This is a genomic window from Hathewaya limosa, assembly GCF_030815255.1.
Taxonomy (GTDB): Bacteria; Bacillota; Clostridia; order Clostridiales; family Clostridiaceae; genus Hathewaya; species Hathewaya limosa.
This window is the reverse complement of sequence record NZ_JAUSWN010000002.1, coordinates 97,044-123,649: the sequence shown is the minus strand read 5'-3', so window position 1 is coordinate 123,649 and position 26,606 is coordinate 97,044. Positions and strand designations below refer to the sequence as shown.

At 26.4% G+C, this 26,606-nt stretch carries 24 protein-coding genes; 22 read left to right on the top strand and 2 right to left on the bottom strand.

Going from position 1 to position 26,606, the window contains the following annotated elements:
- The first annotated feature begins 178 nt into the window (after nt 1-178).
- The 4 genes from rlmH to QOZ93_RS01920 all read left to right on the top strand — a co-directional run bounded on the left by rlmH (nt 179) and on the right by QOZ93_RS01920 (nt 5,272).
- Entirely contained in the window at nt 179-658 is a 480-nt protein-coding gene (gene rlmH, locus QOZ93_RS01935) for a 23S rRNA (pseudouridine(1915)-N(3))-methyltransferase RlmH (RefSeq protein WP_307354908.1), read from the top strand.
- A gap of 266 nt (nt 659-924) precedes the next feature.
- Complete coding sequence (locus QOZ93_RS01930; RefSeq protein WP_307354907.1) at nt 925-2,112, top strand: hypothetical protein; 1,188 nt, start codon at nt 925-927, stop codon at nt 2,110-2,112.
- A complete protein-coding gene (locus QOZ93_RS01925; protein ID WP_307354906.1) occupies nt 2,069-3,343 on the top strand; it encodes a toll/interleukin-1 receptor domain-containing protein in 1,275 nt (424 codons plus the stop codon). The genes QOZ93_RS01930 and QOZ93_RS01925 overlap by 44 nt, the downstream gene beginning before the upstream one ends.
- A 447-nt stretch (nt 3,344-3,790) precedes the next feature.
- Complete coding sequence (locus QOZ93_RS01920; protein ID WP_307354905.1) at nt 3,791-5,272, top strand: transposase; 1,482 nt, start codon at nt 3,791-3,793, stop codon at nt 5,270-5,272.
- 144 nt (nt 5,273-5,416) lie between these two features.
- Here the strand turns inward: QOZ93_RS01920 and QOZ93_RS01915 are convergent, their stop codons facing one another.
- Nucleotides 5,417-5,545: a hypothetical protein gene (locus tag QOZ93_RS01915; protein WP_307354960.1), complete on the bottom strand. Its 129-nt coding sequence runs from the start codon at nt 5,543-5,545 to the stop codon at nt 5,417-5,419.
- A 414-nt stretch (nt 5,546-5,959) separates the two neighbouring features.
- Between QOZ93_RS01915 and QOZ93_RS01910 the strand changes: the two genes are divergently transcribed.
- Complete coding sequence (locus QOZ93_RS01910; protein ID WP_307354904.1) at nt 5,960-6,280, top strand: TfoX/Sxy family protein; 321 nt, start codon at nt 5,960-5,962, stop codon at nt 6,278-6,280.
- Nucleotides 6,281-6,925: 645 nt separating this feature from the next.
- Here the strand turns inward: QOZ93_RS01910 and QOZ93_RS01900 are convergent.
- Nucleotides 6,926-8,929, bottom strand: a complete 2,004-nt coding sequence (locus QOZ93_RS01900) for a methyl-accepting chemotaxis protein (RefSeq protein ID WP_307354903.1) — start codon at nt 8,927-8,929, stop codon at nt 6,926-6,928.
- Between the two features lie 390 nt (nt 8,930-9,319).
- Between QOZ93_RS01900 and QOZ93_RS01895 the strand changes: the two genes are divergently transcribed.
- The 17 genes from QOZ93_RS01895 (at nt 9,320) to hydE (ending at nt 26,602) form a co-directional block, all read left to right on the top strand.
- Entirely contained in the window at nt 9,320-10,063 is a 744-nt protein-coding gene (locus tag QOZ93_RS01895) for a hypothetical protein (protein ID WP_307354902.1), read from the top strand.
- 125 nt (nt 10,064-10,188) lie between these two features.
- Nucleotides 10,189-10,530: a zinc ribbon domain-containing protein YjdM gene (locus QOZ93_RS01890; protein WP_111944230.1), complete on the top strand. Its 342-nt coding sequence runs from the start codon at nt 10,189-10,191 to the stop codon at nt 10,528-10,530.
- 374 nt (nt 10,531-10,904) lie between these two features.
- Nucleotides 10,905-11,612, top strand: a complete 708-nt coding sequence (locus tag QOZ93_RS01885) for a LytR/AlgR family response regulator transcription factor (protein ID WP_307354901.1) — start codon at nt 10,905-10,907, stop codon at nt 11,610-11,612.
- A gap of 19 nt (nt 11,613-11,631) precedes the next feature.
- On the top strand, nt 11,632-12,936 hold the full coding sequence (locus QOZ93_RS01880) for a sensor histidine kinase (protein WP_307354900.1): 1,305 nt from the start codon (nt 11,632-11,634) through the stop codon (nt 12,934-12,936).
- Nucleotides 12,937-12,968: 32 nt separating this feature from the next.
- Complete coding sequence (locus tag QOZ93_RS01875; protein WP_307354899.1) at nt 12,969-13,751, top strand: YhfC family intramembrane metalloprotease; 783 nt, start codon at nt 12,969-12,971, stop codon at nt 13,749-13,751.
- Entirely contained in the window at nt 13,735-14,124 is a 390-nt protein-coding gene (locus QOZ93_RS01870; protein WP_307354898.1) for a DUF3887 domain-containing protein, read from the top strand. The genes QOZ93_RS01875 and QOZ93_RS01870 overlap by 17 nt, the downstream gene beginning before the upstream one ends.
- Before the next feature lie 266 nt (nt 14,125-14,390).
- A complete protein-coding gene (locus tag QOZ93_RS01865) occupies nt 14,391-15,164 on the top strand; it encodes a phosphatase PAP2 family protein (protein WP_307354897.1) in 774 nt (257 codons plus the stop codon).
- A 575-nt stretch (nt 15,165-15,739) separates the two neighbouring features.
- The gene (locus QOZ93_RS01860) at nt 15,740-17,128 is read left to right on the top strand and encodes a L,D-transpeptidase family protein (protein ID WP_307354896.1); all 1,389 of its coding nucleotides are present in this window, start codon (nt 15,740-15,742) and stop codon (nt 17,126-17,128) included.
- A gap of 287 nt (nt 17,129-17,415) precedes the next feature.
- Nucleotides 17,416-18,837 (top strand): NAD(P)/FAD-dependent oxidoreductase, encoded by a 1,422-nt coding sequence (locus tag QOZ93_RS01855; RefSeq protein WP_307354895.1) that lies wholly within the window; start codon nt 17,416-17,418, stop codon nt 18,835-18,837.
- Nucleotides 18,838-18,839: 2 nt separating this feature from the next.
- Nucleotides 18,840-19,724: an FAD-dependent oxidoreductase gene (locus QOZ93_RS01850; protein WP_307354894.1), complete on the top strand. Its 885-nt coding sequence runs from the start codon at nt 18,840-18,842 to the stop codon at nt 19,722-19,724.
- Nucleotides 19,725-19,918: 194 nt separating this feature from the next.
- On the top strand, nt 19,919-20,812 hold the full coding sequence (locus QOZ93_RS01845; RefSeq protein ID WP_307354893.1) for a YIEGIA domain-containing protein: 894 nt from the start codon (nt 19,919-19,921) through the stop codon (nt 20,810-20,812).
- 18 nt (nt 20,813-20,830) lie between these two features.
- A complete protein-coding gene (locus tag QOZ93_RS01840) occupies nt 20,831-21,037 on the top strand; it encodes a capping complex subunit for YIEGIA (protein WP_307354892.1) in 207 nt (68 codons plus the stop codon).
- Nucleotides 21,038-21,133: 96 nt separating this feature from the next.
- Entirely contained in the window at nt 21,134-22,474 is a 1,341-nt protein-coding gene (locus QOZ93_RS01835) for an MATE family efflux transporter (RefSeq protein ID WP_307354891.1), read from the top strand.
- 160 nt (nt 22,475-22,634) lie between these two features.
- On the top strand, nt 22,635-23,987 hold the full coding sequence (locus QOZ93_RS01830; protein WP_307354890.1) for an MATE family efflux transporter: 1,353 nt from the start codon (nt 22,635-22,637) through the stop codon (nt 23,985-23,987).
- A gap of 112 nt (nt 23,988-24,099) precedes the next feature.
- A complete protein-coding gene (locus tag QOZ93_RS01825) occupies nt 24,100-25,047 on the top strand; it encodes a ribonuclease Z (protein WP_307354889.1) in 948 nt (315 codons plus the stop codon).
- Between the two features lie 253 nt (nt 25,048-25,300).
- Complete coding sequence (locus QOZ93_RS01820) at nt 25,301-25,552, top strand: TM1266 family iron-only hydrogenase system putative regulator (RefSeq protein ID WP_111944219.1); 252 nt, start codon at nt 25,301-25,303, stop codon at nt 25,550-25,552.
- Between the two features lie 3 nt (nt 25,553-25,555).
- Nucleotides 25,556-26,602 (top strand): [FeFe] hydrogenase H-cluster radical SAM maturase HydE, encoded by a 1,047-nt coding sequence (hydE, locus tag QOZ93_RS01815; RefSeq protein WP_307354888.1) that lies wholly within the window; start codon nt 25,556-25,558, stop codon nt 26,600-26,602.
- Nucleotides 26,603-26,606: the final 4 nt, after the last annotated feature.

The window sequence follows — 26,606 nt, the reverse complement described above, 5'->3', positions numbered from 1 at the left end:
ATCTAATTGAATGTGATACTTATAAGCTCTTTGCAGAAAATTTGCAGAGAGCTTTTTTAACTATGAATTCAATTTAAAATATATACACAAATAGTATGTATTAGGTGTTTTTTAGCTTAATGATTTAGCAAATAAGATTAAAAAAATATATACAGAAAATATATACGAGGTTAAAAAAATGAATATAACACTAATAACTGTAGGAAAAATAAAAGAAAAGTTTCTAAAAGATGCAATAGCAGAGTATTCAAAGAGATTGAGTAAGTATTGCAAAGTAAACATAGTAGAAGTTCCAGACGAAAAAACTCCAGATAATGCATCCGAAAAAGAAGAGTTAGCTATTAAAGAAAAAGAAGGAGATTTAATTTTAAAATATATAAAAGATAATATGTATGTGGTGGCATTAGATCTAAAGGGAGAAAATTTAACTTCACCAGAATTTGCAGAATTTATAAGAAAGTTAGGGGTAAAAGGTGAAAGTAATATAACATTTGTAATAGGTGGATCTTTAGGAATCTCTGAAAAGGTATTAAAGAGGGCAAATTATAAATTATGTTTTTCAAAAATGACATTTCCACATCAATTGTTTAGAGTTATGTTATTAGAACAGATATATAGAGGATTTAGAATAATAAAAGGTGAACCGTACCATAAATAAATGAGGAATTTACTAAATTTGGGTTAAAAATAAACTTAATATTATTTTATTAAGGTAAAAAAAATTCTTTAAAATACTTGAATGTGAGTGTTTTAAAGAATTTTTTATTATAATTACGTATAGATAGAATAATTTTAGCAATAACCAATGTAGAAAAAATAGTTAATATGGGATTTATGTGGTAAAATTGAGATATAAATTAAGGGGGGATTAAAATTATTTACGTATTAAGTGGTCTAATAACTAATAATATTACTAAATCATCATTGAAAACATTTGTGAAAGATTTAGAAGAAGATGATTATAAAGGTGGAAGTAATTTAAATGAATATATAGCATCTTTAGTTAATCAGAGGAGATTAAAAAAATCAACATTAAATGACTATTTATTTGAAGAACTTTTTTATGGTCAACAGAAGGATGTATATGTAGAAAAAATATATACATTTAATTCAGATATACTTTCCAAAAGTAAACTTGACAGTATTATTTCAAAAAAATATGATGGAAATTCTAACTTTAATAGAATAGCAACAACACTTTTAAGTAATGAAGATGAAAGATTAGAATTAGTTGCATGTAATATTTCTCATAATAGAGAAACTTCCGAAGTGAATAATATAAAAATGATATTTGCATACAAGGTTCAAATATATAATAATAAGAAAGTTATGATAGAAGAACATAGTTATGTACCAATAGAAGTAGATTTAGTAAGAAAAATTATTATATCTAAGGTTTCACCTAAAACAAATGTATTTAAGGATGAATATAAACCAGAAACTTTGTATGATAAGTATTCAAATATAGTAAAAAAACTATTTGAAATAAAAATTGAATCATATAATACTAAGCATAAAATAGCTTTATATAATATGTCAGAAGCACTGTATACTCAATTTTATAATAAGATGGTATTGAGTAGAAGTGAAGATTTAGGGAAAAGTATAAAAGATTTTTCAACTGAAGTTAGCAAGAAAGTAAATATTAAAGATATGGATGTTAAAATAAAGAAAAATAACATTTTTAATATAGAAGAGTCTATTAAAAAATATTGTGATCAATTGTTAATAACAGATATATTAAGTAGTAGAAATTTCAAAAGTGAAGATATGACTGATATTGAAGGAATAGTAACATATCTAAGATTTAGTGATGGAACTAATGTTAGTGCTAAAGTTAAGGGAGAAAATTTTAAAGCTTCTATATATGCATCTGAAACATATTTGGCTCTAAGAGATCCGATTGAAAATTCTAATAAAGTATCTGAAATAAACATTATTTGGATTTTGGAAAATAGAGATTTAAGGGTTAAATACAATACAAATAGTTATGATTATGTATTTATGCATTTTTATAGAGATTTTAAAGAAAAGGATTTTAATTATGGATATAGAAAGTATAAGGAGTATGAACAAATGGCTATTTCAAAGGTTAGAAGAATGGCTAAATAGTTTATCGAATAGAGAATTAGAATGTCTTGATAGTGAAAAATTCAGTAGATTTGCTAAAATAGAATATGATCATGCAAGCGAATATTTTAAAGCGTTAAAAAAGTATGATATTGTTATAGAAAAGCAGATAACAAAATGTCCTGAATGTGGTGAAGAATGTACAATAGATACAAGTATTTATGAGAACAAGTTTACATGTGAAGAATGTGAATTTACTTTTAATTATAAGGAGTTTAAACATCATTCTACAGTCATATATAAAATAAATAAACAATTTATGATGCAACAAGAAAGAAAAATAAGTTCGCCGTTTAATAATGAAGGAAATTTTAATATTAGCAATATTATTGAGTTAAGTGATATAGTAAATAAAAAAAAGAATGAAAATTTAGACAAGGGGAATATAGTAATGGAAAAAACAGATAAAAGATTATTTATAAGTCATGCATATGCAGATAGAGATTATACAGATCCCTTAGTAGAGTTATTACATGATATGGGAATTCCTAAAAGTGAAAATAGTAAAATTTTTTACAGTTCAAAAGAAGGATATGGCATACCATTAGGAATGAATATTTATGATTATTTAAAGAAGAAGTTAAGTGAGGATGTAATAGTTTTTTTTGTTCTATCTAATGAATATTATAAAAGCACTGCATGTCTAAATGAAATGGGAGCAACATGGATTGGAGCAAAAAATTATTACACATTATTATTACCTGACTTTGAATTTTCAGGCGTTAAGGGAGGTATAGATCCAATGAAAATTAGTTTTAAAATTGATAATAAGGATAAACTTACTGAGCTTAAGGATATAATTCTAGAAAAATTCAATCTTGGAGAAATTAATTCAACGATTTGGGAAAATAGTAGAGATAAATTCTTGAAAAAGGTATCAGAGTTGAAAGAAAGAGACAAATTTAAGAATTCTCCATGTAAAGTGGAAATAGAGAAAGTTAAGAAAATTGTAGGGAAACAAGAAATTACATTATATACACGATTTATTAATAATGGAGAAATACCAGTAGAATTTACTAAAGTAGATATAACATTAATTGATTCAGATAAAATAGAATATTCTTTTGAATTATCAGAAGAATTATTATTAGACAAAGTAATATATTCACAAGAGAATAGAAGAGAAGAAATTCCTATTGAATTAAAAGATACAAAATATAATCCTAGAAACCATAAAAGTTATAGTACTAGTAGTAGATGGAATAAAATTTAAAATGAATCATTTGATTGAATATTAAAATAAATAATATAGAATTCTAAATGTCATATTTTTATTTTTATTAAATAAAGAAAGAAAAATAAATTATTAGAATTAAAATTTTTAAATAGAAAAAATCATATAGGTTTATTTTTGTAAAAATTTCATATAATATAAATAAGAAAAGCTTAGTGAGCTAACACTAAGCTAATCCTTAGAATATTTATTTTGTTTTAGGGCTATTAGATAAAATTTATTATGTGAATTTAAGAGATGAAAGCACTATTCTTTTTCGGATGGGTGCTTTTTCTCCTTGCCATTAAGTTCTATATAATCGATTGCGAAATTTGACAATCGTTGATTCGCCTAACTTTTTAGCCGTTAGGCTTTTATATTTTCCTCCACTATGAAATAATAAATGTTCCCACACAAAATAATAAATCATAGCGAAGGAGAACAAACATGTTTTGTCTTAATAAAATTAAACAACTAAATATTTTTGAACAGGTATCTGAATTAAAATACATGACTACTAAACAACCCGTAGGGTTCATTGAGTTACTTGCTCATAACTTTGATATTAATACCTTTATTCCTAATTCATTTAAAGAACACTATTATTCTGACTTAGGGAAAGATAGGGAATATGAACTTTCTTCTGTATTATCAGCACTACTAATCATGCAAATATTTCATATACCTACTACTGTTTTACTAACAATTTTCCTTGTATTTTCTACTGAAATAAGAGAATTCTGTGGCTTTTACAAATCAGTACCTGATGAATCATTTTTCAGTAGATTTAAAACTACATTTGAAAGTGATCTTAGTAATTTATTTGACTCAATGGCTCTTAAAGTCATTGATATCTGTGAAGACATTAATAATGATCTTCCAAATGATTCACCTATGAAAAACCTTAATTCTATGATTATATACGATACTTCTGGCTTAAAACCAAGAGTTAAAGAAAATAATCCTAAAACACTTGTAGCTGAAATCAATAGGCAGAAATCTTATGCTAAAGCTACAAAGAAAGAAATTTTTAATCCTTATGCTGCCGCATATAAGAACATGCCTAAATTTGCACAAGCTAATTCTAATATCAAATTAGATTTTGTTAATGGGCATTTCGGCTACTTTTACAAATTTGGTCTTTTAACAAATGGCTGGGGTATTCCCTTAAATATAAAGTTTCTCGATGAAGATTTTTACAAATCCTTAGATGAAAAAAATTTTATTACCCCTGAAGAACAAAAATATTTTTATGATAATGCTTCTCTAAAACCAGTAATTATCCCATTTTTAGAAAACCTAAAAGCTAATTCTAATTTTAAATTTGAAACTTTTTTAGGTGATTCTGAATTTGATAGTTATGATAATTTCGGTTTACTTAAGCATTTAGAATTTAAACGAGTATTTATACCTCTTAATTCTCGTAATCAATCCAATAATAAAATCGGAGATTTAGAATTTAATACCCAAGGTATCCCTCTTTGCCCACTAACTAAAGAAGAATTTAAATCCGAAGGATCTTGTAAAAGTAAAAATAGAAGTCTTAGATTTAAATTCACATGTCCAAAATCTCATAGAGATAAAAAAGGTAAATGTTATCATACATGTGAAAACCCTTGTACTGACAACAAAAGTGGTCGTATGACTTATGTTTATCCTGATAAAGATTTTAGACTTTATCCCGGTGTCCAAAGAAACTCAAAAGAGTGGGATGAAAATTATACAATTCGTACATCTATTGAAAGATGTATATCTTCTCTTAAGTTTAACCCATGTATTGAACAACCTAGAACAGTAAACACCATAACCATGCGTGCTGATTTATATTTAACTGCTATATCTAAACTTATAAACGTTATCGTAGCTTACGCTATGAATAAACCTACTTATATGAGAAGTCTAAACAAATTTCTTAAAATAGTAGTATAGTTAACATATCCACAACTAAATATCAGCTCAAATGCTACGCATGCCTTTTTCCAAAAAGGCTTTTTGTCGTGATGTTTTTTTTCACATTTTTAATTATAATGTAGAAAATTATCTACAGTTTTTAATTTTCAATTCTGCAATCATCTAATTAAGTTCTATATGAATACCAAGAAATTTAATCTTGATAACTAATTTAGAAATAAAAAGATTATGTTTTAAAACTAATTTAATAATATAAATAGTAACAAAGCTTTTTATAGTTAATTCTAGCATATCCAATATCCCCCTCTAACTATGATGAAATACCACCAATAGTCAAAGGGGGACATAAAGATTAATAATCTTTATGCGCAGTATAAGGAATACCAAGGGAAAAAATGTTCAAAACCCCAGTAGCCATCCACTACGGAATTTCTATATTTGTACTTTAGAAATATACCAAAATTATGTACAATATATACATAGGAATAAAGTGGAAAAAACCTTACTTACGATAGATACGGAGAACCGTACCATAAGTAAATGTGGTTTTTAGCCTTAGGCATTGATGTAACTTGTCTAAGGCTGTTTTTATAGGTGAAAATACCGTATAATAGGTAATGATTAATTAACAAAATATGTTATAATAAAAGAAAAAAATAATTTTTTAGTGATAGACAAATAGTAATTTGTAAGGTGGGATAAGATATGGCTTCTAGTCAAGAATATTTAGATTTTATTATTGAACAATTAGATACTCTGGATGATATTTCATTTAGAAAAATGATGGGAGAATATATTTTGTATTTTCGAGGAAAGATTTTTGGTGGAATATACGATGATAGATTTTTGGTTAAGATAACCAAAGCAAGTAGACACTTGATGCTAGAAGCAATTGAAGAGTTGCCTTATGATGGGGAAAAACCAATGCTTTGGGTTGAAGATGTTGATAATAAAGAATTTCTATATCAACTCATTACGAAAATGTATGAAGAACTTCCTGCTCCAAAAATAAAAAAGAAAAAGTAATTTTCAAATTCCAATTTGTTTAATACACGCGTATAGTGCAATAAAGTGGCATGTAAAAATCCTTCTACATGCTAAAAGTAGGGATGTAAAATAGATTTAATAGTTAGTGTTATTTGGAGTTACAATGTATTATGCACAATGCCTTGAAAAGCAAAAGAAAACTCATGATATTCAAACATACAGAGAAATCATAGCTTTTACCGAGGGAAAAAACTTGATCAAATTGAAAAGAGATGTGAGGCTGGAAAACGACCATATCAAAAAGCGTTCTTAGTAGTTTGTTCAGGATTGATTACATTAGTTGTCACTATAGGAATGTATTTTTTATGTAGATTAATTTGCTATATAAAGTTGTTAATGGTTTAGAAATTTCAATTTAGTTGAGCTTACTAGAAAGGTTATTCAAATTAGTTATGTTTATTTTTTATATAATGAAACAAGATTCAAGAGGTTCCAAAATGCTTTAAATGACTTAGCTAAGATGGTAGAGGAGAACTTAGTGGGGACAGCTAAGATTTCAATACTTAATATTAATAATAAGGAAGTTTTAATAGAAGCTTAAGATTATAATAATTAATTTCAATAAATATAAAAGATAGTAATTTCAAGTAGCTAAAATTACTATCTTTTTATTTTTATACGGGTTTATTTAAAGTAATCAATATTTTCTTTTATGGTATTACTCATTTCAGTTAACGATGAAGATAAATTAGATAGAGAAGATAAACTTTCTGATTGAGTTTTTATTTTTTTGTCCATGCATTCAAAAGATTGCACAGTTTCATGTATATAAGTAACGACCGTGTTTAAGGATGCAGTGCTTTCTTCTATACCAGCTGTTTGTTCCTCCATTATGCCTATAATTTCTTCTACAGAACTTTGACAAGTTATAGCCTTATCTTTAATTTCATTCATAAGATTAGTAGTCAGTGATGTATCTTCCACAAGGTTTTTAAATTTACCACTCATAGTATTTATAATATCTGAAGTAGTTGTTATCTCTAATTTAATATTAGATAGTAGTTTGTTTATATCCTGTGAAGATGATGAACTTAACTGGGCTAATTTTTTTATTTCTTCAGCGACTACTGAAAAACCTTTGCCAGATTCTCCAGCATGAGCGGCTTCAATAGCAGCATTAAGAGCTAATAAGTTAGTTTGTTTAGCGATATTATTAATAATTTCAGTAAGTGAATTAACTTCAGTAGAAATATTAGCTAATTTTTTCATTTTTATAGTTACGGTTGATAAATCATTTACAGAATCATTGAGAATGTTTTGTGTTTTGTTAGCATGAGATGCTCCCTGTTCTGCAGATGTAGTTGAAACATGAACTATAGTATTTAGGCTTTCTAAGTTAACGGATACATTATCAATACCTTTAGAGAACTCTTCTAATATGGTTAAATTTTCTCTTAGTGAATCTAAGTTAGAGTTCATTTTATCATTGACATCAGTCATCATATTAGAAATAGATATTTGAGCATCTTGATTACTATCCACCATTAAATATAACTTACCTGAGTAGTCATTTAAATCCTTAATGTTTTTTTGTAATTGACTTATAATTAGTTTGATTTTATATGAGAAGCTTATAAAACCTTTGCCAAGTTCAGAAAATTCATTGCCGGTATGTAATATATCATCATTAATATTTATGTTTAAGTTACCTTCAGATAACTCCTTAAGGTTTTGAGATAATGTGGTAATTGGATTCGTAATTTTATTTGTTATACCTTTTATTAATGTTATAGATATTATTAAAATAAAAAATAATATTGCTATACCAATTAATATGTAGTTTAAAATGCTGTTTGTTATAGTTGAATAAGGCATTGCTATAATTAAGTTTAATTGAGAGTTATTAAATGATTTATAATTAACCAATGCAGTAGTATCGTATAACTTGAACTTACCATTACCAGACTGATTATTCATTAAGTTTTTTACAGGAGGAAGTTCCGATAAGTTAACGACTTTTTTACTATTTGATTTCTCGTTTTGTAGTGAATTTACAAGTAGAGAATTTTTCATATTAGTTAACAATAATGAACCCTTATTGTCTAACAGTCCAAATGAACAGTTTAAATCTTTAGTTGTAGATCTTAAAATTTCACTTAAACTATTGATTTCAAAAATAGAAGAAACAGTTCCAGTAATAATTCCATTGTTAATTATTGGAGTGCAATAGATTATAATTGATTCACCAGTAACTTTAGAGGTTATAACCGGAGAGAAGTTTCCTTTTCCCTGTATGGCTTTTTTAAAATAATCTCTATGAGAAATATTTATATTTCCTATGTTAGGGTACTTCGCTATTTGCATTCCTGTGATGTTTGTAATAAAGGCTCTTTTTACAAATAAATTAGTAGATACTAAATTTTCAATCATTTTTTGATTATCTATATTACCTGAATTTTGTAATGTACCTAAATCTTTTGCTAGAAGGTCAGTAGAACCTCTAACAGAATCAATGGCTTTAAGAATTAAGTTTTGGGAACCTGTAGAAGTTTCATTTAGATATTCAATGTTGGTTTTTAGCATATACTTAACATGTAGAAAGATAAAAATAAAGGTAGATAATGTAAGCGATATACATAATAATATTATGGATTTTGTTAATAAATCTTTTTTAAAACTTTTTTTCAATATATTCCACTCCCTATAAAATTGTATGTTTAATTATCGTTTTAACGCTATACAAGTTTAGCATGTAAAAGTGGAATAAATAAGAAGATAAAACAAATAACAGATTATAAGTGACAATGTTTTCATAAATAATTATAATTAACTAAGCAAAACTAAAATGTCTTTATAGTTTCTTATTGACATTAGTCCTAGATGAAAGTTTAGAATTATATTAGAAATAATGCTATTAGGGGAAATTTTTAAAGAAGAGACTATAAATCTAAATAAGCTTATTTTAAAAAGTATATAAAATATTAAAGCGAATAATTAGTTATAAATTGTAAAATCATAAACTTATTATAATATTGTTTTAAAATTGATAAAAAGAAATAATTCTATAGGAGTAAATTTATGAAAAAGATGCTAAGTGATTATAAAGAAGTTATTAAAAAATTACCTTTGAAAGATAAATACACAAGAGAAGAGTTGTTAACATCAGATTTTTTGATTGATAAACAAGATAAGATGGAAATATATTATGCACCACATAATGAATATATAAATCAAAGGGCACGTATTTTTATAATTGGAATAACTCCAGGTTTTCAACAGATGAATATGGCCATAGCTACTGCTAGAAAAGAATTGGAGTTAAATGAGAACATTAAGGTTATACAATATAAATGTAAGGTTTCAGGAAGATTTAGTGGTAGTTTAAGAAAAAATATAATATCTATGTTAAATGAAATAGAACTTAATAAGATTTTAGATATTAATAGTTGTGATGAATTGTTTTCCAATAAAGATTATTTATTACACACGGTGTCCCTAATTCCTTATTCTGTATTTGTTAATAAACAAAACTATACTGGCCATACACCTAAACTTTTAAAGAATGAGTTTTTGATGCAGTATGTTTATGATAACTTTGTTAATGAACTACAAAGCATAAAAGATCATAAAAAACTATTATTAATACCATTAGGTAAGGCTGTGGAAGAGGTATTATGTAAGTTACAATCAGATGGAGTTATAGATAGTAAGCAAATACTAAGGGGGTTTCCACACCCCTCTGGAGCCAATGTAAATAGGATATCTCAACTTCAACAAAATAAAGATAGTATGATTAAATTTCTTCGCATGTATTTTGAGTAAATACTACATAATTAGAATTAAAAATATTAAAACTAAAATAAAATGAGAAATTTATTTTATTATTATTTAAAATTCATGTATAATGTTTGAGAAAAAGATTTAAGAACAAAGGAGAAATTTAAAATATGAGTAGCTTACCAAATTGTCCAAAATGTAATTCACAATATACTTATGAGGATGGCAATTTTTTTGTTTGTCCAGAATGTGCATATGAGTGGAATTTACAGTCAGAAAATCAAAATAATGAAGATGAATTAATTGTTAAAGATTCAAATGGAAATCTTTTAAGTGATGGAGATTCTGTAACAATAATTAAAGATCTTAAGGTAAAAGGTTGTTCATCTGCATTAAAGAAAGGTACTAAAGTAAAGAATATACGTTTAGTTGAAGGTGATCATAACATTGATTGTAAAATTGATGGATTTGGTGCTATGAAACTGAAATCAGAGTTTGTTAAAAAATTATAATTTAATATAAAAAATATTGTATAGTTTATATAATTACCTATGATAAATTTATAATAAAAACATTAAAATTCTCGCTTACAAGATTAATATCTTTAGGCGAGAATTTTTTATTGCTTAAATTTAATGTTTAATAATGTAGAGAAATTTTTAAATGAACAAAATTTCTATGTTTTTAATGCTAAATTCAACAAAAAGATAGGAAAACATCTTAAAACAATTTTAGTATTATTTTAAGATAAATTTTATATTATAAGTATGTATATTAGGTATTAAAAACTGTATATTAAGTAATCTATGTTGTAATAAAAATAATATATTTTATAATTAACTTACCTAGGAAAATAAAATATAAAATATTCACTGGTGGAGATAGTATGATTAATATTGCAATATGTGATGATAATAAAAATGTTATAAGTAGAATGAAGGAGTGTCTAGAAGAATATAAAAATGACAAATGTTTAATAGCGACTTATGAATGTGGAGAAGAGTTATTACAAGAACAAAAGATCTTTGATATTATATTTTTAGATATTGATATGCAAGGATTAGATGGCATTGAAACTGCAAAACATATAAGGAAATATGATAAGAATGTAAAGATAATATATGTTACAAACTTTACTGAGTATACAAATTTGGCTTTTGAAGTTCATGCTTTTGGATATTTAAGTAAGCCTATTGTAAAGGAAAAAATATATTCTCAATTAGATGAGGCTACGCAGTATTTTAATAATAAAAAGGAAAATAACTTAATTGAGTTTGTAACAAATGAAGGGATCATACGATTGGCTCCAAGTGATATATATTATTTTGAATATGTAAATAGAAAAGTAAAAATTAAAACTCTAAATAAAACATATATAACAAAACAAAAGATATCTTCTATCGCTGTTGATATGGAATGTTTCGGGTTTTTAGTACCGCATAAGAGTTTTACTGTAAACTTATTTTATATTAAGGCAATAAAGGGATATGATCTTTTAATGTTGGATGGAAGTATTGTTCCTCTTTCTCAAAAAAGATCAGTTGAATTTAGAGAAACATTTAATATATTCTTGGAAAATCATATTTGGAAATAAATAATTGGGGGATTTCAGTATGATTGATACAATTACAATTTTAGGAAATTTAATAATGTTTATATTAGGGTTATTTTCGACATATATAATATTAAATTTTATGAGTAAGTTTGAAAGAAATATATATTATAGTGAATATGCTTATATATTTGTTTATTTAATATTTACTCTTATAATCTTTATTTCAAAAATGTTTTGTAGTAATACATTAAATTTAATTATCAGTATAATTATAACTATTGTTATTGGTCATTTTTTTTATAATAATAAGAAAATCTTTATCTTATATTATAGTATTTATATTATAGTGCTGATAGTTTTTCAAGTAGGTGCAAGTTATTTGTTTCAAATAATCTGTACTTGTGCAAATATAAATTTTTATAGTTTAGATATATTTTTAATAACAACAAGTATAGTTACACAGTTTTCTAATCTAAGTGCTTCAAGGTTATTTTTAATATGGTATAAAAATAAAAAAATTAAAATGATTAGCATGATACAATATTTAAATTTTCTTATTTTACCTATATTTAGTATTTTCTATATAACTGTACTTATGATGTATATCCAAGTATATTTATCTATTGAAGATACAATTTTATTACTAATAAGTATAACCTCAATTATTATTTTAAATATATTTATTACTAATATTTTTGAATCTATATCAAAGAATAATGAGCTGAAAAATAAGATATTACTTTATGAACAACAATGTAAGATGCAATACGAATATTATAGTAATCTAGATAGTAAGTATAGAAGTTCTAGAAAAATAATTCATGACATGAAAAATCATCTACAGACTATAGAAGAATTATATAAGTTTAACCAAAATGAAAAAGCTCAACAGTACTCTAAAAATATGTACAAGTTATTTGATAAGTTTGTACAAAAATATTATACGAGTAATAGAGTACTTAATATCATTATTAACGATAAGGTTCAAAGAGCAGAGGTGTTTTGTATAGATTTTAATTGTAAAATAGGAGAAGTAACTTTAGAGTTTATTGAAGATATTGACTTAACTACTATATTTTCAAATCTTTTAGATAATGCAATAGAAGGTACAAAAAATGTATTTAATGATAAATATATATGTTTAAAAGTTGATAAATTTAATGATTTTATAGTAATTAATATTACTAATTCTATAAATAGTAAACCTATAAAAAGTAAGGAGATATTTAAATCAACTAAAAAAAATCATGAGGCTATTGGATTAATTAATGTAAAAATGGCATTGGAAAAATATAAGGGTGACATGAGAATAGATTATAGTGATAAAGTATTTAAAGTAAATATAGTTATTCCTATGTGTTAATAAATACTTCTCTTAGTATAGGAGTTGATATTGTGAAGTGTTTAGCTTTAATTATATGTTTTATTATAAATATCTTTATTTGTTTTGGAATACCCATAGGATATCTTATATATCTTATATTAACTAAAAAGCAAAGAGTAAAATATTTTCTTTGTGGAATGTTGATGTTTTTAATATCCCAAGTTTTTTTGAGAATACCTATTATTCAAAAACTCTTACCTAAAATGAATTGGTATCTTATAATGACTAGTATTTATCCTATTATATACTGTGTTTTTTTGGGGATAACCGCTGGCTTATTTGAAGAGATAGGTAGATTTTTAGGGTTTAAGGTATTTAGAAAAAATAATTTAAGCTGGGAGGATGGAGTTGCATTTGGAATAGGCCATGGAGGAATAGAGGCCATAATGTTTGGGGGAATTGCCAATTTGCAAAATTTAATTATAGTAATTTATTCAAGTAATGGTTCTGGTTGTATAATGAATGAGAATTCTATTAGAACAACGATTCAAAGCTTAAATAGTATGATTGTATTATTAGGTAGTATTGAACGACTAAGTGCAATAATTATACATGTTGTATTAAGCTTGTTAGTGCTATATGGAATTCAAAAAAATAATAAGAAATATTTAATCCTGGCTATATTAGTCCATGGAATTATAGATTCTGTTGTTGGAATCCTATCTAATTTGGGGGTTAATATATATTTAATAGAAATTTGGTGTTTAGTGTGTTCTATGCTATTATTGATTTTTGCAATAAAATTTAAATATTTATTTAAAGGGGATGTAGTTAAAAATGAAAAAATTATATAAGTTTATTATAGGAATATTATGTATGTGTATGTTAGGTGGATGTGGTGCTTCAAAGTTAAGTGATAATTACAATGAAAATAAGTTAAAAGAGTCATCAGAAAAGTTAATAGACTGTTTTAATAATGAAAAATACGATAATATTGTGGATGGAATGGATGATAGTTTAAAAAAGCAGGTTTCAAGCGATCAACTAAAAGAGGCATGGTCTAACTTTAAGAAGGTGGGAAAGTATAAATCTATATCAAAGATAATCTTCCAAGAGAAAAATAGTATTGCCATAGTTGTAGTTATTGCACAATATGAAAATAGTAATGTTCAATTTACATTATCTTATAATAAAGATATGAAACTAGTAGGTGTTTATTTTAAATAATTAATATATCTATGAAGCGAAAAAGAACTAATTGAATAATAAGGATAATGAAAGTAAGGATTATTATAAATAAAAGATTCCTTACTTTTTTTATTTGTTATATCTAGATTAGCATAAGTTTGTATGGATATGAGTGTTTACATTATAAAAAGAATCTTTGAATAAGAATAACATAGTGAGATTAAAATATAATGAAATAAGTATAAATAATATTTAATATGCTATTTAAAGATATTTATACAAATTTAGAATTAGGAGGCAAAGTTATGACTAGATTTAGGTGGAATGAAATACCTTATCCAGGAGAGAAATTTGGTCCTATAGGTGAGGGAGAAGATGCAGGAAGTTGGCCATTGAAGTTTTTTACAAGAGATAAGGATGACTTTTATGATTTGAAAGGTAATAAAGTAGCATTTAAAATTAAAACCCCATCAGATACAATGGATTTTAGAGTTACTCAGTTAAATGAAGTAAAGGAATCATTAAAGGAATTAACAGATAAACAAAGGGCATTAGCCTCATATTGGAATTCAGAAAATGTAGTACTTCTTCATTTTAAGAATGTATATACTTTGTTAAAGACATATAAGGTTCCATCAATGGATTCTGCTAGGATTCTATCAATTATGGGTGATGCATTTAATGATGCAATGTCCATATGTTATTATTTTAAATACAAATTTCAAATACCTAGACCAGTTCAACTAGATCCAAGTTTAAAAACATATCTAAATACTAGCTATGATCCTAGCTATCCTGTTGGACATGGGGTTATAGCTGGTATGGCTGAGGTTGTGTTATCATACTTTTTCCCAGCAGAAAGTGAAAAGTTAAGAAAAATAGCTGTATATTCATCAATATCTAGAGTTTACGGAGGAATTCATTATCCAATAGATGTTGAACAAGGGTTAAGTTTAGGAAGAAATATAGGATGTGTAATAGTTAATACCATAAAAGATCAAGGAACAGATCAGGGAAATAATATAAATAACATTTATAAGGAATATAAAGATGCAAAGTTACAGTTAGTAGAGATGTAATATTAAAATTTAAAGGTGAGGAAGTTATGTTAAATAGCTTCCTCATATATTATTTTAGTATATATGTTCTATATTTAAATTTAATAAAATGTTGGCAGTAAATTAATAAAAATTTTAGTTGAAAAATTTTTATTATTGTAGATATTTTAAATACAGAAGACTATAATAAGAATGATACAGCAAGTATGAGATAGAAAATTATTTTGCAGTAAATAGTAAATAATACTATATTATGATATTTTCTATATCACAAAGTATAAATCTTAAAGGCATATATTTATCTTAATTATATATTAAAAAGGATATTAGATGATAGAAAATATATATAACTTTAAAAGGTACTAGTTAATAAAAAAATATATAAATAAGTTATATTGCCCTTAGGTATAAATTATAATATAGTATAGAATGGAACATATAAATGTATTATAAATTATAATGTATATGTAGTAAAAGATTTGGGTAAAAAGGGTATTAAAAATATGATGAAATTAACTAATAGATATAGTAGAAGAAGTGTTAATTAATAACAAAAAATATTAAATTTAAGAATATAGAATGGGAGATTAATCATTATGAAAAAACAAATAAAAACACAGAGGAAAGTTATTATTGGCATTAGCGCTTCTATTGTTGTATTACTTGGAATATATTTAGGCATATCAATGTATTTTAGCAATCATTTTTATTTTGGTACAAAGATTAATAATGTTGATGTTTCAGGTAAGACAGTAGATGAAGTAGAAAAACAATTTTCTTCTGCAGTTAATGCGTATACCTTAGACCTAAAAGGAAGGAATAATTTAAATCAGCAAATTAAATCATCCGATATTGGGTTAAAGTATGATGCAAAAGGAAAAATTCAAGATATAAAAGATGAGCAAAATCCTTTTGCGTGGATAGTAGCATTTTCTCAAAATAAAGATTTTCAGGATTCAAAATTAGTTTCTTATGATAAGAATAAATTAAAAGAACATATAGATAATTTATCTTATTTTAAAGAAGAAAATATAGTTAAACCACAAAGTGCCAAACTAGAATATACTAATGATGGTTATAAGATTGTAGATGAGGTTTATGGAAGTAAAGTAAATAAAGAACTCTTAACAAAAAATATTGAAAACGCAATTATTAATAAAAAAACTAATATTAATTTAGAATCTGCTAAATGTTATGAGAATCCTAAGTATACTGCAAAGTCAAAAGAGGTTAGTGAAGCTAAGAATATTCTTGATAAATATGTATCAACTAAAATTACTTATGCAGTTGGAGATGTTACAAAGGTTTTAGATGGATCAACTATAAATAAATGGCTTGAAACTGATGAAAATTTAAATGTTAATATTAATAATGATAGGGTTAGGGAATTTGTATGGTCATTAGCTAGAACATATAATACTAGTGGCAAGACTAGGAATTTTAGTACATCAGTAGGTAGAGAGGTACAAGTACCAGGAGGAGACTATGGTTGGGTAGTCAATCGCTATGAAGAGTCTAAAGATATAATTTCATCTATAAAAAATGGACAAACAATAACAAGAAAACCAAAGTATGCTCAAACAGCAGTATCTCATGGAGCAAATGACATTGGGAACACATATGTAGAAATTAATCTAACAAGACAACACATGTGGTTTTATAAAAATGGTTCTCTTATTACAGAAGGGGATGTTGTTACAGGAAATGTAAGTAATAACAATGGTACACCAGCAGGAACTTATAAATTAAAATATAAAGAAAAAAATGCGACATTAAAAGGTGAAAATTATAGTACAAAAGTTGAGTTTTGGATGCCATTCAATGGAGGAATTGGTATTCATGATGCTAGTTGGAGAGATAAGTTTGGTGGAGAAATATATAAAACAGGTGGTTCACATGGTTGTATAAACTCACCACATAGAGTGGCAAGTGCAATATTTAATAACATAGAATCAGGCACACCTGTAGTATGCTATTTTGAGTAATTTAAAAAGGAATAATAATATATATTAAAATAATTTTTAGAAGATGTTCTCGGTAATAGATAAAAATATTACCGAGAATTTTTTTATCTAATTAGAGTAGTATGTAAGGTTATCATTTAAAAATATAATCATTATCATGTTAAATCTTCATTTTAAGCACACTTCTTAAAAGAATATAATAAAGACAGTAGATATAAAGACTTATTTTAAAAAGATATTATTAGGATAAAATATGAAAGAATAAATTCTTGACATTAAATAGCTTTTATTAAAAGGAGGAAACTTACATGAAAGATATTTTAATTATAGGAGCAGGGGTAGTAGGATGTTCCATAGCTAGAGAATTATCAAAGTATGATTTAGATATAGTTGTAGTTGAAAAGAATGAAGATGCTGCAGAGGGAGTTTCAAAGGCTAATAGTGGTATAATCCATGGAGGATTTAATGAAAAAAAAGGAACGTTAAAAGCTAAATTTAACTTACAAGGCAATAGTATGATCCAAAAATTATCAAGGGAATTAGATTTTAGATTTAAACGAAATGGTGCCTTAGTTCTAGCATTTGATAATAAAGAAATGGATACTATTTATAGATTAAAGGAAAATGGTGAATCTTTAGGGGTTAAGGGGTTAGAGATACTTAATAAAGAACAAGTATTACATTTAGAGAATAATGTAAATTCAAATATAATAGGTGCTTTATATATTAAAAGTTCAGGAATTGTGAATCCATATGAAATGACCCTAGCATTGGGGGAAAATGCTGTAGAAAACGGAGTAGAATTTATTTTAGGTGAGGAAGTTATAAACATTGAAAAAGAAAATCATGGGTACAAGGTATGTCTTAAAGATGGAAAAAGTATTTATAGTAGTGTAATTATAAATGCTGCCGGATTACAGGGTGCATTTATTAATAACTTAGTAAATGAGAAAAAGTATAAAATAAATCGTACAAAAGGAGAATACTGTTTATTTGATAAGGTAGCTGGTACATTGTGTAAAAAAACTTTATTTCAAGTACCTAATGAATTAAGTAAGGGAGTATTAATTACTCCTACAATAGAAGGGAACCTTTTAGTAGGACCTAATGCTAAAGCTGGTGAAGACATTTCAACTTCTAGAGAGGGAATAGATGAAATTTTACACAAAGGTAGGATAAGTATAGAGGATATGCCTACAAATAGAATTTTGAATACATTTAGTGGGATTAGACCTAAAATAGAAGGTGAAGATTTTATTATAGAAGAAGTTAAAGGTGTTGATAATTTTATTAATGTAATAGGAATTGATTCACCAGGCTTAACAGCTGCTCCTGCAATAGCAAAATATGTAGTAGAACTTCTATCTAAAAGAATTGCCCTTATAAAAAAGGCTGATTTTAAGGCAAATAGAAAAGCAATTATCAAGTTTTCAGAACTTAATATAAAAGAAAAAAATGAGTTAATTTCTAAAAATCCTTCCTATGGAAAAATAGTTTGTAAGTGCGAATTAGTAACTGAGGGAGAAATAATAGATTCTATTAATAGACCTTTAGGAGCTAGAACATTAGATGGAATAAAGAGAAGAACTAGGGCTATGATGGGAGGTTGTCAGGGAATAGGATGTATGATACCAATAAGCAAAATTTTAAGTAAAGAATTAGGAGTAGATATAAGCCAAATAAACAAAAATAGCAAAGATTCTGTAGCAATCGGATTTAGGGAGGCCTAATAATGAAACAATATGATTTAATTATTATTGGTGGAGGAGCAGCAGGACTTTTATGTGCTATAGAGGGAAAAAGAACAGGGATTAAAGATATTTTATTAATTGAAAAAGGTAGCATTTTAGGTGAAGCTTTAACTTTAGGAGATTATAATATAAGTGAAAAAGAATATATAACAGGAAAAGAATATAGAAAACAATTATTAGAACAACTAAATAATATAGATATAAAGTTAAATACTATGGCTTTAAAGGTTGAAGAACATAAACAGGTATTACTTATAAGTGAAGAGTATGGAGTAGAAAAAATAGAAGGTAGAAATATCATTTTAACAAATGGGGCAAAGGATACTGGAAGAAAAGTCGTGAATATGGTTGGAGATAGATGTAGTGGAATTTTTACTGTTGGTATGGCTAAAAAGATTTTGAATATGAAGGATATACTTTTAGGAAGGAATATTTTTATATTTAATAATGATACCTTGTATATGATTCAAAAGGAATTAAAAGAACACGGCCTAAATATAGTTGGTATGGCAGTCAAAGACCAAAACAAAGAGTTTTTTGGATTAACAAGTAACATATATGAAGGTTATGATATAATATCTATCAGTGGAAAGGGAAGAATTGAAAAGGTAATATTACGTAAAGATAATATAGAAAAAGTTATAGAATGTGACACTTTAATTTTTGCAAATTCTATGGTTTCAGATGGATTAGTAGCTATGCGAAGTAATATAGAATTAAATCCTATGACAACAGGACCTAAAGTGAATGATAGATATATGACTTCTAAAGAAGGAATTTTTGCATGTGGTAATGGGATTTATATACACAATTCTATAGAGGAAATTGAAGAGGAATGTAAACAAATTATACATCAGTTAAAATAATTAAAAAGTTAAATTTTATAAAAAAGTGGACTTTACGGAGTTCACTTTTTTGTAATTATATAAATAATTTTAGGATAATAGATAGATCATTAATTGAGAATTTTATATGTCTTATACATAGGAAAAATATAAGAATAAAGAAGGTGCTCAAGGGAAATTATAGATGTATTATTAAATTTATATAAGGAGTATTTATGAATAACCAATATATTTCTTTAGAACAAATAATTATAATAGTTACTTCAATTTTAGCAGGTACAATGGCTAGAATTTTAACTATTAAGGAGGATACAAGACAATATCCCAGTTTCCCCAATGGATATATGTTAAATTTAGTAACAGGATTTGTTGCATCTGCACTTGGGTCTGTAGCCATACCAGCCTTACTAAATAAAAATTATATAGCAGTTACATGGTTAGTTATAGCTATTCAACAATTTAGAGAAGTTAGAAAAGTGGAAAGGGAAAGTTTAAAAGATTTAGAGAGTACGGAGTATGCATTTAGAGGAAATGCATATATAGATGGTATAGCCAAGACATTTGAAGTACGAAATTATGTTTCTTTTATTATGTCGCTTGTAGTATCTTTAGTAATGCACATGTTAAGAGTTCAGTATGTGTTGTTAAGAATATTAATCTCCATTTTTGTTGCGGCCATTATATTTTATTTTTTAACTAAGTTTCTAAAAGGAAAAAGTATCAAAGATATTGCATATGTTAGACCAGGTAAAATAGAAATTAGGGATTCAGAACTATTTGTGGATGGTATATATGTAACAAATTTGCTTGGTACAGATAATGCAATAAATCTGTTTAAAAAGGAAGGAATGGCTGTAGTGATTTATCCTAAAGAACAACATTTTAGAATTACTTTAGATAATTTTGGTCAAAGACAAGCGGCTTTATTTGAAGCTACTAGAGCATTAGGGGTAAAACGATATCATTTTACTCGTAAAGATTATAAAGATGGAAGAATTGTTATAGCATTAATTCCTATAATAAATGATATGGAAAGATTAATAAAAGTAGTTAAGGAAACACCATTATTAGAAAGTGTTAAAAAGAGTCATTCAGTTATGAAAAAGTAAGGAGAGGAAGTGAATAAAATGGGACGTGAAGCAACTTCAAGACCAAGTTACCAGTTGTTGGCCATAGTTACTAGGGATAAAACTAGAGTAATAGGTGGAGCTCAACTAACTCTCTTTGCAAACAATGAGAATGAACAAAAAGTTATGGTTCAAGATGTTGCAAAAGCAATGAAAGCAGATGTTGTAAAAATGAAAAATGGAGATTATTTAATATTAAGGGTTTAATGTAACTCGTAAAAGTTTATCATAAGTTATTATATGCTATAATTTATATTAAGAATATTTAAATATAGTAAAAATTGATTAGGGGAACAACACAATATGAAGAAAAAATTTGATTTATTAAATGATGATTTAAAGAAGTTGTTTATCAGATACTTAATACCATCTGTTTTATCATCCATAGCCATTGCCATGTATATATTTGTAGATACTATGTTTATAGGTCTTGGAGTAGGGAGTAGTGGTCTTGCGGCATTAAATATTTCTTTGCCCGTTTTTACAATTTCATCTTCTTTGGCATTAATATTAGGAATTGGAGGGGCAACCACATTATCTATATGTGTAGGACAAGGTAAGAAAGAAGAGGGTTCTAAGATATTTACTATTTCAATGTTAATAGCGACTATATTAGGAATAAGTATTTCTATATTAGGTAATGTTTTTTCAAAACAAATATGTTTGTTTTTAGGAGCATCCCAAACAATTTTACCTTTAGTCAATGAATATCTTTCAATCTTGATTAGTTTTACTTGGGCGTTTTTAATTGCAGGAGTATTAGGGTGTTTTATTAGAAATGATAAGAATCCTAAGTTGGTTATGAGGGCAACAATAATTGCTAATATCAGTAATGTTGTATTAGATTATGTATTTATATTTATTTTCCATTGGGGAATGAAAGGGGCTGTTCTTGCTACTGTTATTTCACCAATAATAAATATATTACTTTTAAGTATACATTTTAAATCAAAGAATAATACTCTTTCCTTTAAAAAGGTAAAAGTAGAATTTGCTATTATAATGAGGATTATAAAGAATGGTTTTGGAACATTTATACAGGATGTATGTCATGGCGTAATGTTATTTTTATTTAATAAGACTTTAATGACATTGGGGGGAGAAATTTACGTTTCATCTTATGGAATAATAGTTAATGTAGCATATGTAGGTACTTGTATATTTGCAGGTATAGCACAAAGTATACAACCTATTATTAGTGTAAATTTTGGAGCTAAAAAAATAAAGAGAGTATATACAGCATTAAAATATGCATTAAGTACATCAGTTATTGTGGGATTTACATTATACGTAGTGGTTTTAATTTTTCCAGAGTATATAATATCTTTATTTACTACAGGTGATAAAGAACTAGTTGATATAACTATTAAAGGGATGAGAATATATTTCCTTTCATATGCATTTTGTTCTATAAATATGGTTGTATTGTATTTTCTACAATCTATAGAAAGAGCTAAAGAGTCTATAGCAATTTCATTAAGTTCTGGAATTGTATTTTCAAGTTCGGGATTGTTTATATTAGTATATTTGTTCAATATACTAGGTGTGTGGTTTACTGTTCCTTTTGCAGAAGGGATCACGTGTGTTATTTCTATAATATTTGTAATGCAGTCTAGAAAAAGATTAATAGTTTTTAAAGAATAGAATTTTAAAATTAGAATTACTTAGGATTTTATATCTTAGGTAATTTTTTATTATAAGTTATTATTAAGATAAAAGTTGTGTATTGACAATTTTAAAAACAGAAATTATTATATACTGAAATGAATATTTTGAATTTTTAGAACAATATGGGGGGTATGAAATGCAAGAAAAAATTGACTTGTTAAAGGATGATATAAATAAATTATTTATTAAATATTTAACTTCATCTGTATTAGCAGCTATAGCTATTTCTATGTATATATTTGTGGATACTATGTTTATAGGTATTGGAGTTGGCAGTGATGGTATTGCTGCTCTAAACATAGCTATGCCTATTTTTACTGTATCCTCATCAATATCTTTAATGTTAGGTATTGGAGGGGCAAGCACTGCATCGGTGTTTATTGGAAGGGGGCAGAGAGATAAAAGTGTAAAAGTTTTTAATATTTCCATTTACATATCTATTATTTTAGGAATAATTATATCTATATTTGGAAACATATTTTCAAAACAAATTTGTGTTATATTGGGAGCATCTACAAAAATTCTTCCTTTAGTTAATGAATATTTATCTATCTTAATTAGTTTCAGTTGGGCATTTATACTTTCGGTAGTATTAGGTTCATTTATTAGAAACGACAAAGATCCTAAGTTAGTTATGATAGCCACAGTTATTGGAAATATAACTAATGTTATTTTAGATTATGTATTTATCTTTATTTTTCATTGGGGAATGAAAGGGGCGGTCATTGCAACGGTTATTTCACCAATAGTTAATTTAGTTATTTTATGTATCCATTTTACCCAAAAATACAATACTTTAGTTTTAAAAAAGATAAGTATAAGGTTTAGTTTAATTTTAAGGATCTTTAAAAATGGATTTGGAACCTTTATTTTAGAAGTTTGTAGAGGAACGCTTTTGTTTATGTTTAATAAAACTTTAATGAATTTAGGTGGAGAAATATATGTATCAGCCTATGGAATAATAACTAATATAGCTTATGTAGGAACTTGTATTTTTGCTGGTATAGCACAATGTATTCAACCAATTGTTAGTGTTAATTTTGGTGGCAAAAAGACAGATAGGGTATATGAAGCATTGAAATATGCTTTATTTACTGCAATTTCTCTAGCAATATTTTGTTATGGGTTATTACTAATATTCCCCAAAGATATAGTAGGTATATTTACTAAAGGAAATACAGAACTTATTAATATATGTGTAAAAGGAATTAGGTTATACTTTTTAGGGTATGTATTTTGTGCTTCAAATGTCGTAAGCCTATATTTTCTGCAGTCTATTGAAAAGGCCAAGGCTTCAATTTTTTTATCCTTGAGTTCAGGAATAATTTTTTCAAGTTTAGGATTATTAATTTTGGTTCCAGTATTAAATGTTTCAGGAGTATGGCTTACTGTGCCTTTTGCAGAGGGAATTACTTTTATTATATCAATTATATTAGTAAAGAAATATAAAAAGTCTTTACTTTTAAACAAAGAAAAAATAAATTGTTAATTATATGTTAGTATATTTATTTTTAAAATTACTTTCTTAGTTTTAAGAATTTAGATATTAGGTTAGTGAGATAATAACTTAAGTTAAATTAATTAAGTCGGGTGGTAATAATATGATAGATATATGTTTATTAGGTACTGGTGGAAATATGCCTATGCCGTACAGGTTTTTAGCCTCAAGTATTATAAGCTATTTAGGAAGAAAAATATTAATAGATGCAGGTGAAGGAACACAGGTGGCAATGAGAATTTTAGGAAGAGGTTTTAAATCATTAGATGTAATTTGCATTACTCATTGTCATGGAGATCATATTATAGGGTTAACAGGATTACTATCTACTATTGGAAATAGTGGAAGGTTAGATCCTATAACTATTATTGGTCCTGAGGGAATCAAAAAAGTTGTTGAAGGATTAAATGTTATTAATCCATATTTACCATATCAACTTAATATTATAGAAAATCCTAGTATGGATATTTTCATGAAAGTAGATAAAAATGGAATAATAATATGTGAAAATGAAAAAGATTCAAATATAGTAATATCAACTATGAAGCTAGAACATTCAAGTCACTGTATAGGATATAGTTTTTATTACAAACGTAATCCTAAATTTAATGTTGAAAAAGCCACAAATAATAACGTGCCCAAGGTTATTTGGAATAGGCTACAAAAAGGAGAAACTATTGAACTAGAAGATAGGATATATACTCCGAATTTGGTATTAGGTGAAGAGAGAAATGGAATAAAAATATCTTATATAACAGATACAAGACCAATAAAGGAAGCTAAGAAATTTATAGAAAATAGTAATTTATTTATATGTGAGGGTACGTATGGGAATGACGATGACATAGAAAAAGCAATAAAAAATAAGCATATGACATTTAGAGAAGCAGCAACTTTAGCAAAAGAGTCAAGCGTTGATAGACTAGTTTTAACTCATTTCAGTCCAGCCATGACAAATCCAGAAGAATATGCTAAGAATTGTTTGGAGGTTCATAAAAATTCGGTTATAGGAAATGATGGTATGATTATATCCTTAAATTTTCAAGAATAATATATAACTTTACTCGTTGATTTTATAGAAGTACAGGAGTACAATGAAGTTGATAATTAGGAAAAATTCAAATATTCAGAGGATATCCTTTGAATATTTGTCTATTAAAAAATAATAACCTAACAAAAAAGATTTATCTAATTTGAAAGGAAGTTAAAAATATGAATTATAAACTTTAGAACTTTTAAGGTTATTTTTATATTACTTTCCGGTGGGAAAGTTTTTTTATTATTACAGTAAAGGAGTGAGGTCGTTGAAAAAGATAGCTGTTATAAGTGCAATATTAGAGGAACCTAAAATATGTCAAAACCAATTTAATAATGTTATATCAGAATTTAAAGGAATGGTAAGAGGTAGAATGGGAGTACCTTTTCAAGAGGAAGAGGTTTCAGTGATTTCTATAATTGTTGTAGGTGACCTAGATGAGATAAATAGCTTAACAGGAAAGTTAGGAAACATAGAACATGTTTCAGTAAAAACATCTATATCAAAAAAGGAACTTTAAAATATGAAAAGACTTATTGATAAACTATATAAAAATAATTACCTTGAAGAAGAAGAAATTTTATATATATTAAACAACCTTAATGAAGAAAGCACAGTATATTTAAAAAGTAAGGCATTAGATACAAGACTTAAAGTTTATGGTGATAAAGTATTTATGCGTGGTCTTATAGAGTTCACTAATTATTGTAAGCGTAATTGTATATATTGTGGTATAAGCTGCAAAAATCAACATGCCGATAGATATAGACTTTTAGTAGAAGAGATACTTGAAGCTTGTCATGAGGGGTATAGTTTGGGGTATAGAACTTTTGTGCTTCAAGGAGGTGAAGATCCTTACTACACAGATGATAAAATAGTTAAAATAATTAACACTATAAAAAGAAAATATCCAGAGGTAGCTATTACATTATCTATAGGAGAAAAATCTTATGACAGTTATAAAAAATTTTATGATGCCGGAGCTGATAGATATCTTTTAAGACATGAAACGGCAAATAAGGATTTATATGAAAGTTTGCATCCAGGATACAGTATGGAAAATAGGCAACAATGTCTTTGGAATTTAAAAAAAATAGGTTATCAAGTAGGGGCAGGGTTTATGTTGGGGCTTCCAGGACAAACCAATTTAGATTATGTTAAAGATCTATTGTTTTTAAAAAAACTTGAGCCACATATGGTAGGTATAGGTCCATTTATTCCCCATAAAGATACTGTATTGGGAAAAGCACAAGGAGGAACTGTTGAGAAAACTACAATAATGTTAGCTTTAATAAGATTACTATTGCCAGATGTGTTGTTACCAGCAACAACGGCATTAGGAACTATAGATCCATTTGGAAGGGAGAAAGGATTAAAGGCTGGAGCCAACGTAGTTATGCCTAATTTATCACCCATATCGGTTAGAAAAAAATATGCACTTTATGATGGGAAAGTATGTACAGGAGATGAGGCTGCAGAGTGTCGTAAATGCATAGAACAAAGAATAAAAAAAGCAGGATTTTCTCTTGATATGTCAAGAGGAGATAATATAAATTGGAAGCATTTATGATGAA

What these genes read in the sequence shown, in the direction of transcription:
- QOZ93_RS01880 (WP_307354900.1), top strand. Translation starts at nt 11,632, where the DNA reads ATGATTGATACAATTACAATTTTAGGAAATTTAATAATGTTTATATTA.
- QOZ93_RS01845 (WP_307354893.1), top strand. Translation starts at nt 19,919, where the DNA reads ATGAATAACCAATATATTTCTTTAGAACAAATAATTATAATAGTTACT.
- QOZ93_RS01895 (WP_307354902.1), top strand. Translation starts at nt 9,320, where the DNA reads ATGAAAAAGATGCTAAGTGATTATAAAGAAGTTATTAAAAAATTACCT.
- QOZ93_RS01830 (WP_307354890.1), top strand. Translation starts at nt 22,635, where the DNA reads ATGCAAGAAAAAATTGACTTGTTAAAGGATGATATAAATAAATTATTT.
- QOZ93_RS01890 (WP_111944230.1), top strand. Translation starts at nt 10,189, where the DNA reads ATGAGTAGCTTACCAAATTGTCCAAAATGTAATTCACAATATACTTAT.
- QOZ93_RS01850 (WP_307354894.1), top strand. Translation starts at nt 18,840, where the DNA reads ATGAAACAATATGATTTAATTATTATTGGTGGAGGAGCAGCAGGACTT.
- hydE (WP_307354888.1), top strand. Translation starts at nt 25,556, where the DNA reads ATGAAAAGACTTATTGATAAACTATATAAAAATAATTACCTTGAAGAA.
- QOZ93_RS01885 (WP_307354901.1), top strand. Translation starts at nt 10,905, where the DNA reads ATGATTAATATTGCAATATGTGATGATAATAAAAATGTTATAAGTAGA.
- QOZ93_RS01825 (WP_307354889.1), top strand. Translation starts at nt 24,100, where the DNA reads ATGATAGATATATGTTTATTAGGTACTGGTGGAAATATGCCTATGCCG.
- QOZ93_RS01920 (WP_307354905.1), top strand. Translation starts at nt 3,791, where the DNA reads ATGTTTTGTCTTAATAAAATTAAACAACTAAATATTTTTGAACAGGTA.
- QOZ93_RS01870 (WP_307354898.1), top strand. Translation starts at nt 13,735, where the DNA reads ATGAAAAAATTATATAAGTTTATTATAGGAATATTATGTATGTGTATG.
- rlmH (WP_307354908.1), top strand. Translation starts at nt 179, where the DNA reads ATGAATATAACACTAATAACTGTAGGAAAAATAAAAGAAAAGTTTCTA.
- QOZ93_RS01865 (WP_307354897.1), top strand. Translation starts at nt 14,391, where the DNA reads ATGACTAGATTTAGGTGGAATGAAATACCTTATCCAGGAGAGAAATTT.
- QOZ93_RS01840 (WP_307354892.1), top strand. Translation starts at nt 20,831, where the DNA reads ATGGGACGTGAAGCAACTTCAAGACCAAGTTACCAGTTGTTGGCCATA.
- QOZ93_RS01860 (WP_307354896.1), top strand. Translation starts at nt 15,740, where the DNA reads ATGAAAAAACAAATAAAAACACAGAGGAAAGTTATTATTGGCATTAGC.
- QOZ93_RS01925 (WP_307354906.1), top strand. Translation starts at nt 2,069, where the DNA reads ATGAACAAATGGCTATTTCAAAGGTTAGAAGAATGGCTAAATAGTTTA.
- QOZ93_RS01915 (WP_307354960.1), bottom strand. Translation starts at nt 5,545, where the DNA reads ATGCTAGAATTAACTATAAAAAGCTTTGTTACTATTTATATTATTAAA.
- QOZ93_RS01910 (WP_307354904.1), top strand. Translation starts at nt 5,960, where the DNA reads ATGGCTTCTAGTCAAGAATATTTAGATTTTATTATTGAACAATTAGAT.
- QOZ93_RS01835 (WP_307354891.1), top strand. Translation starts at nt 21,134, where the DNA reads ATGAAGAAAAAATTTGATTTATTAAATGATGATTTAAAGAAGTTGTTT.
- QOZ93_RS01855 (WP_307354895.1), top strand. Translation starts at nt 17,416, where the DNA reads ATGAAAGATATTTTAATTATAGGAGCAGGGGTAGTAGGATGTTCCATA.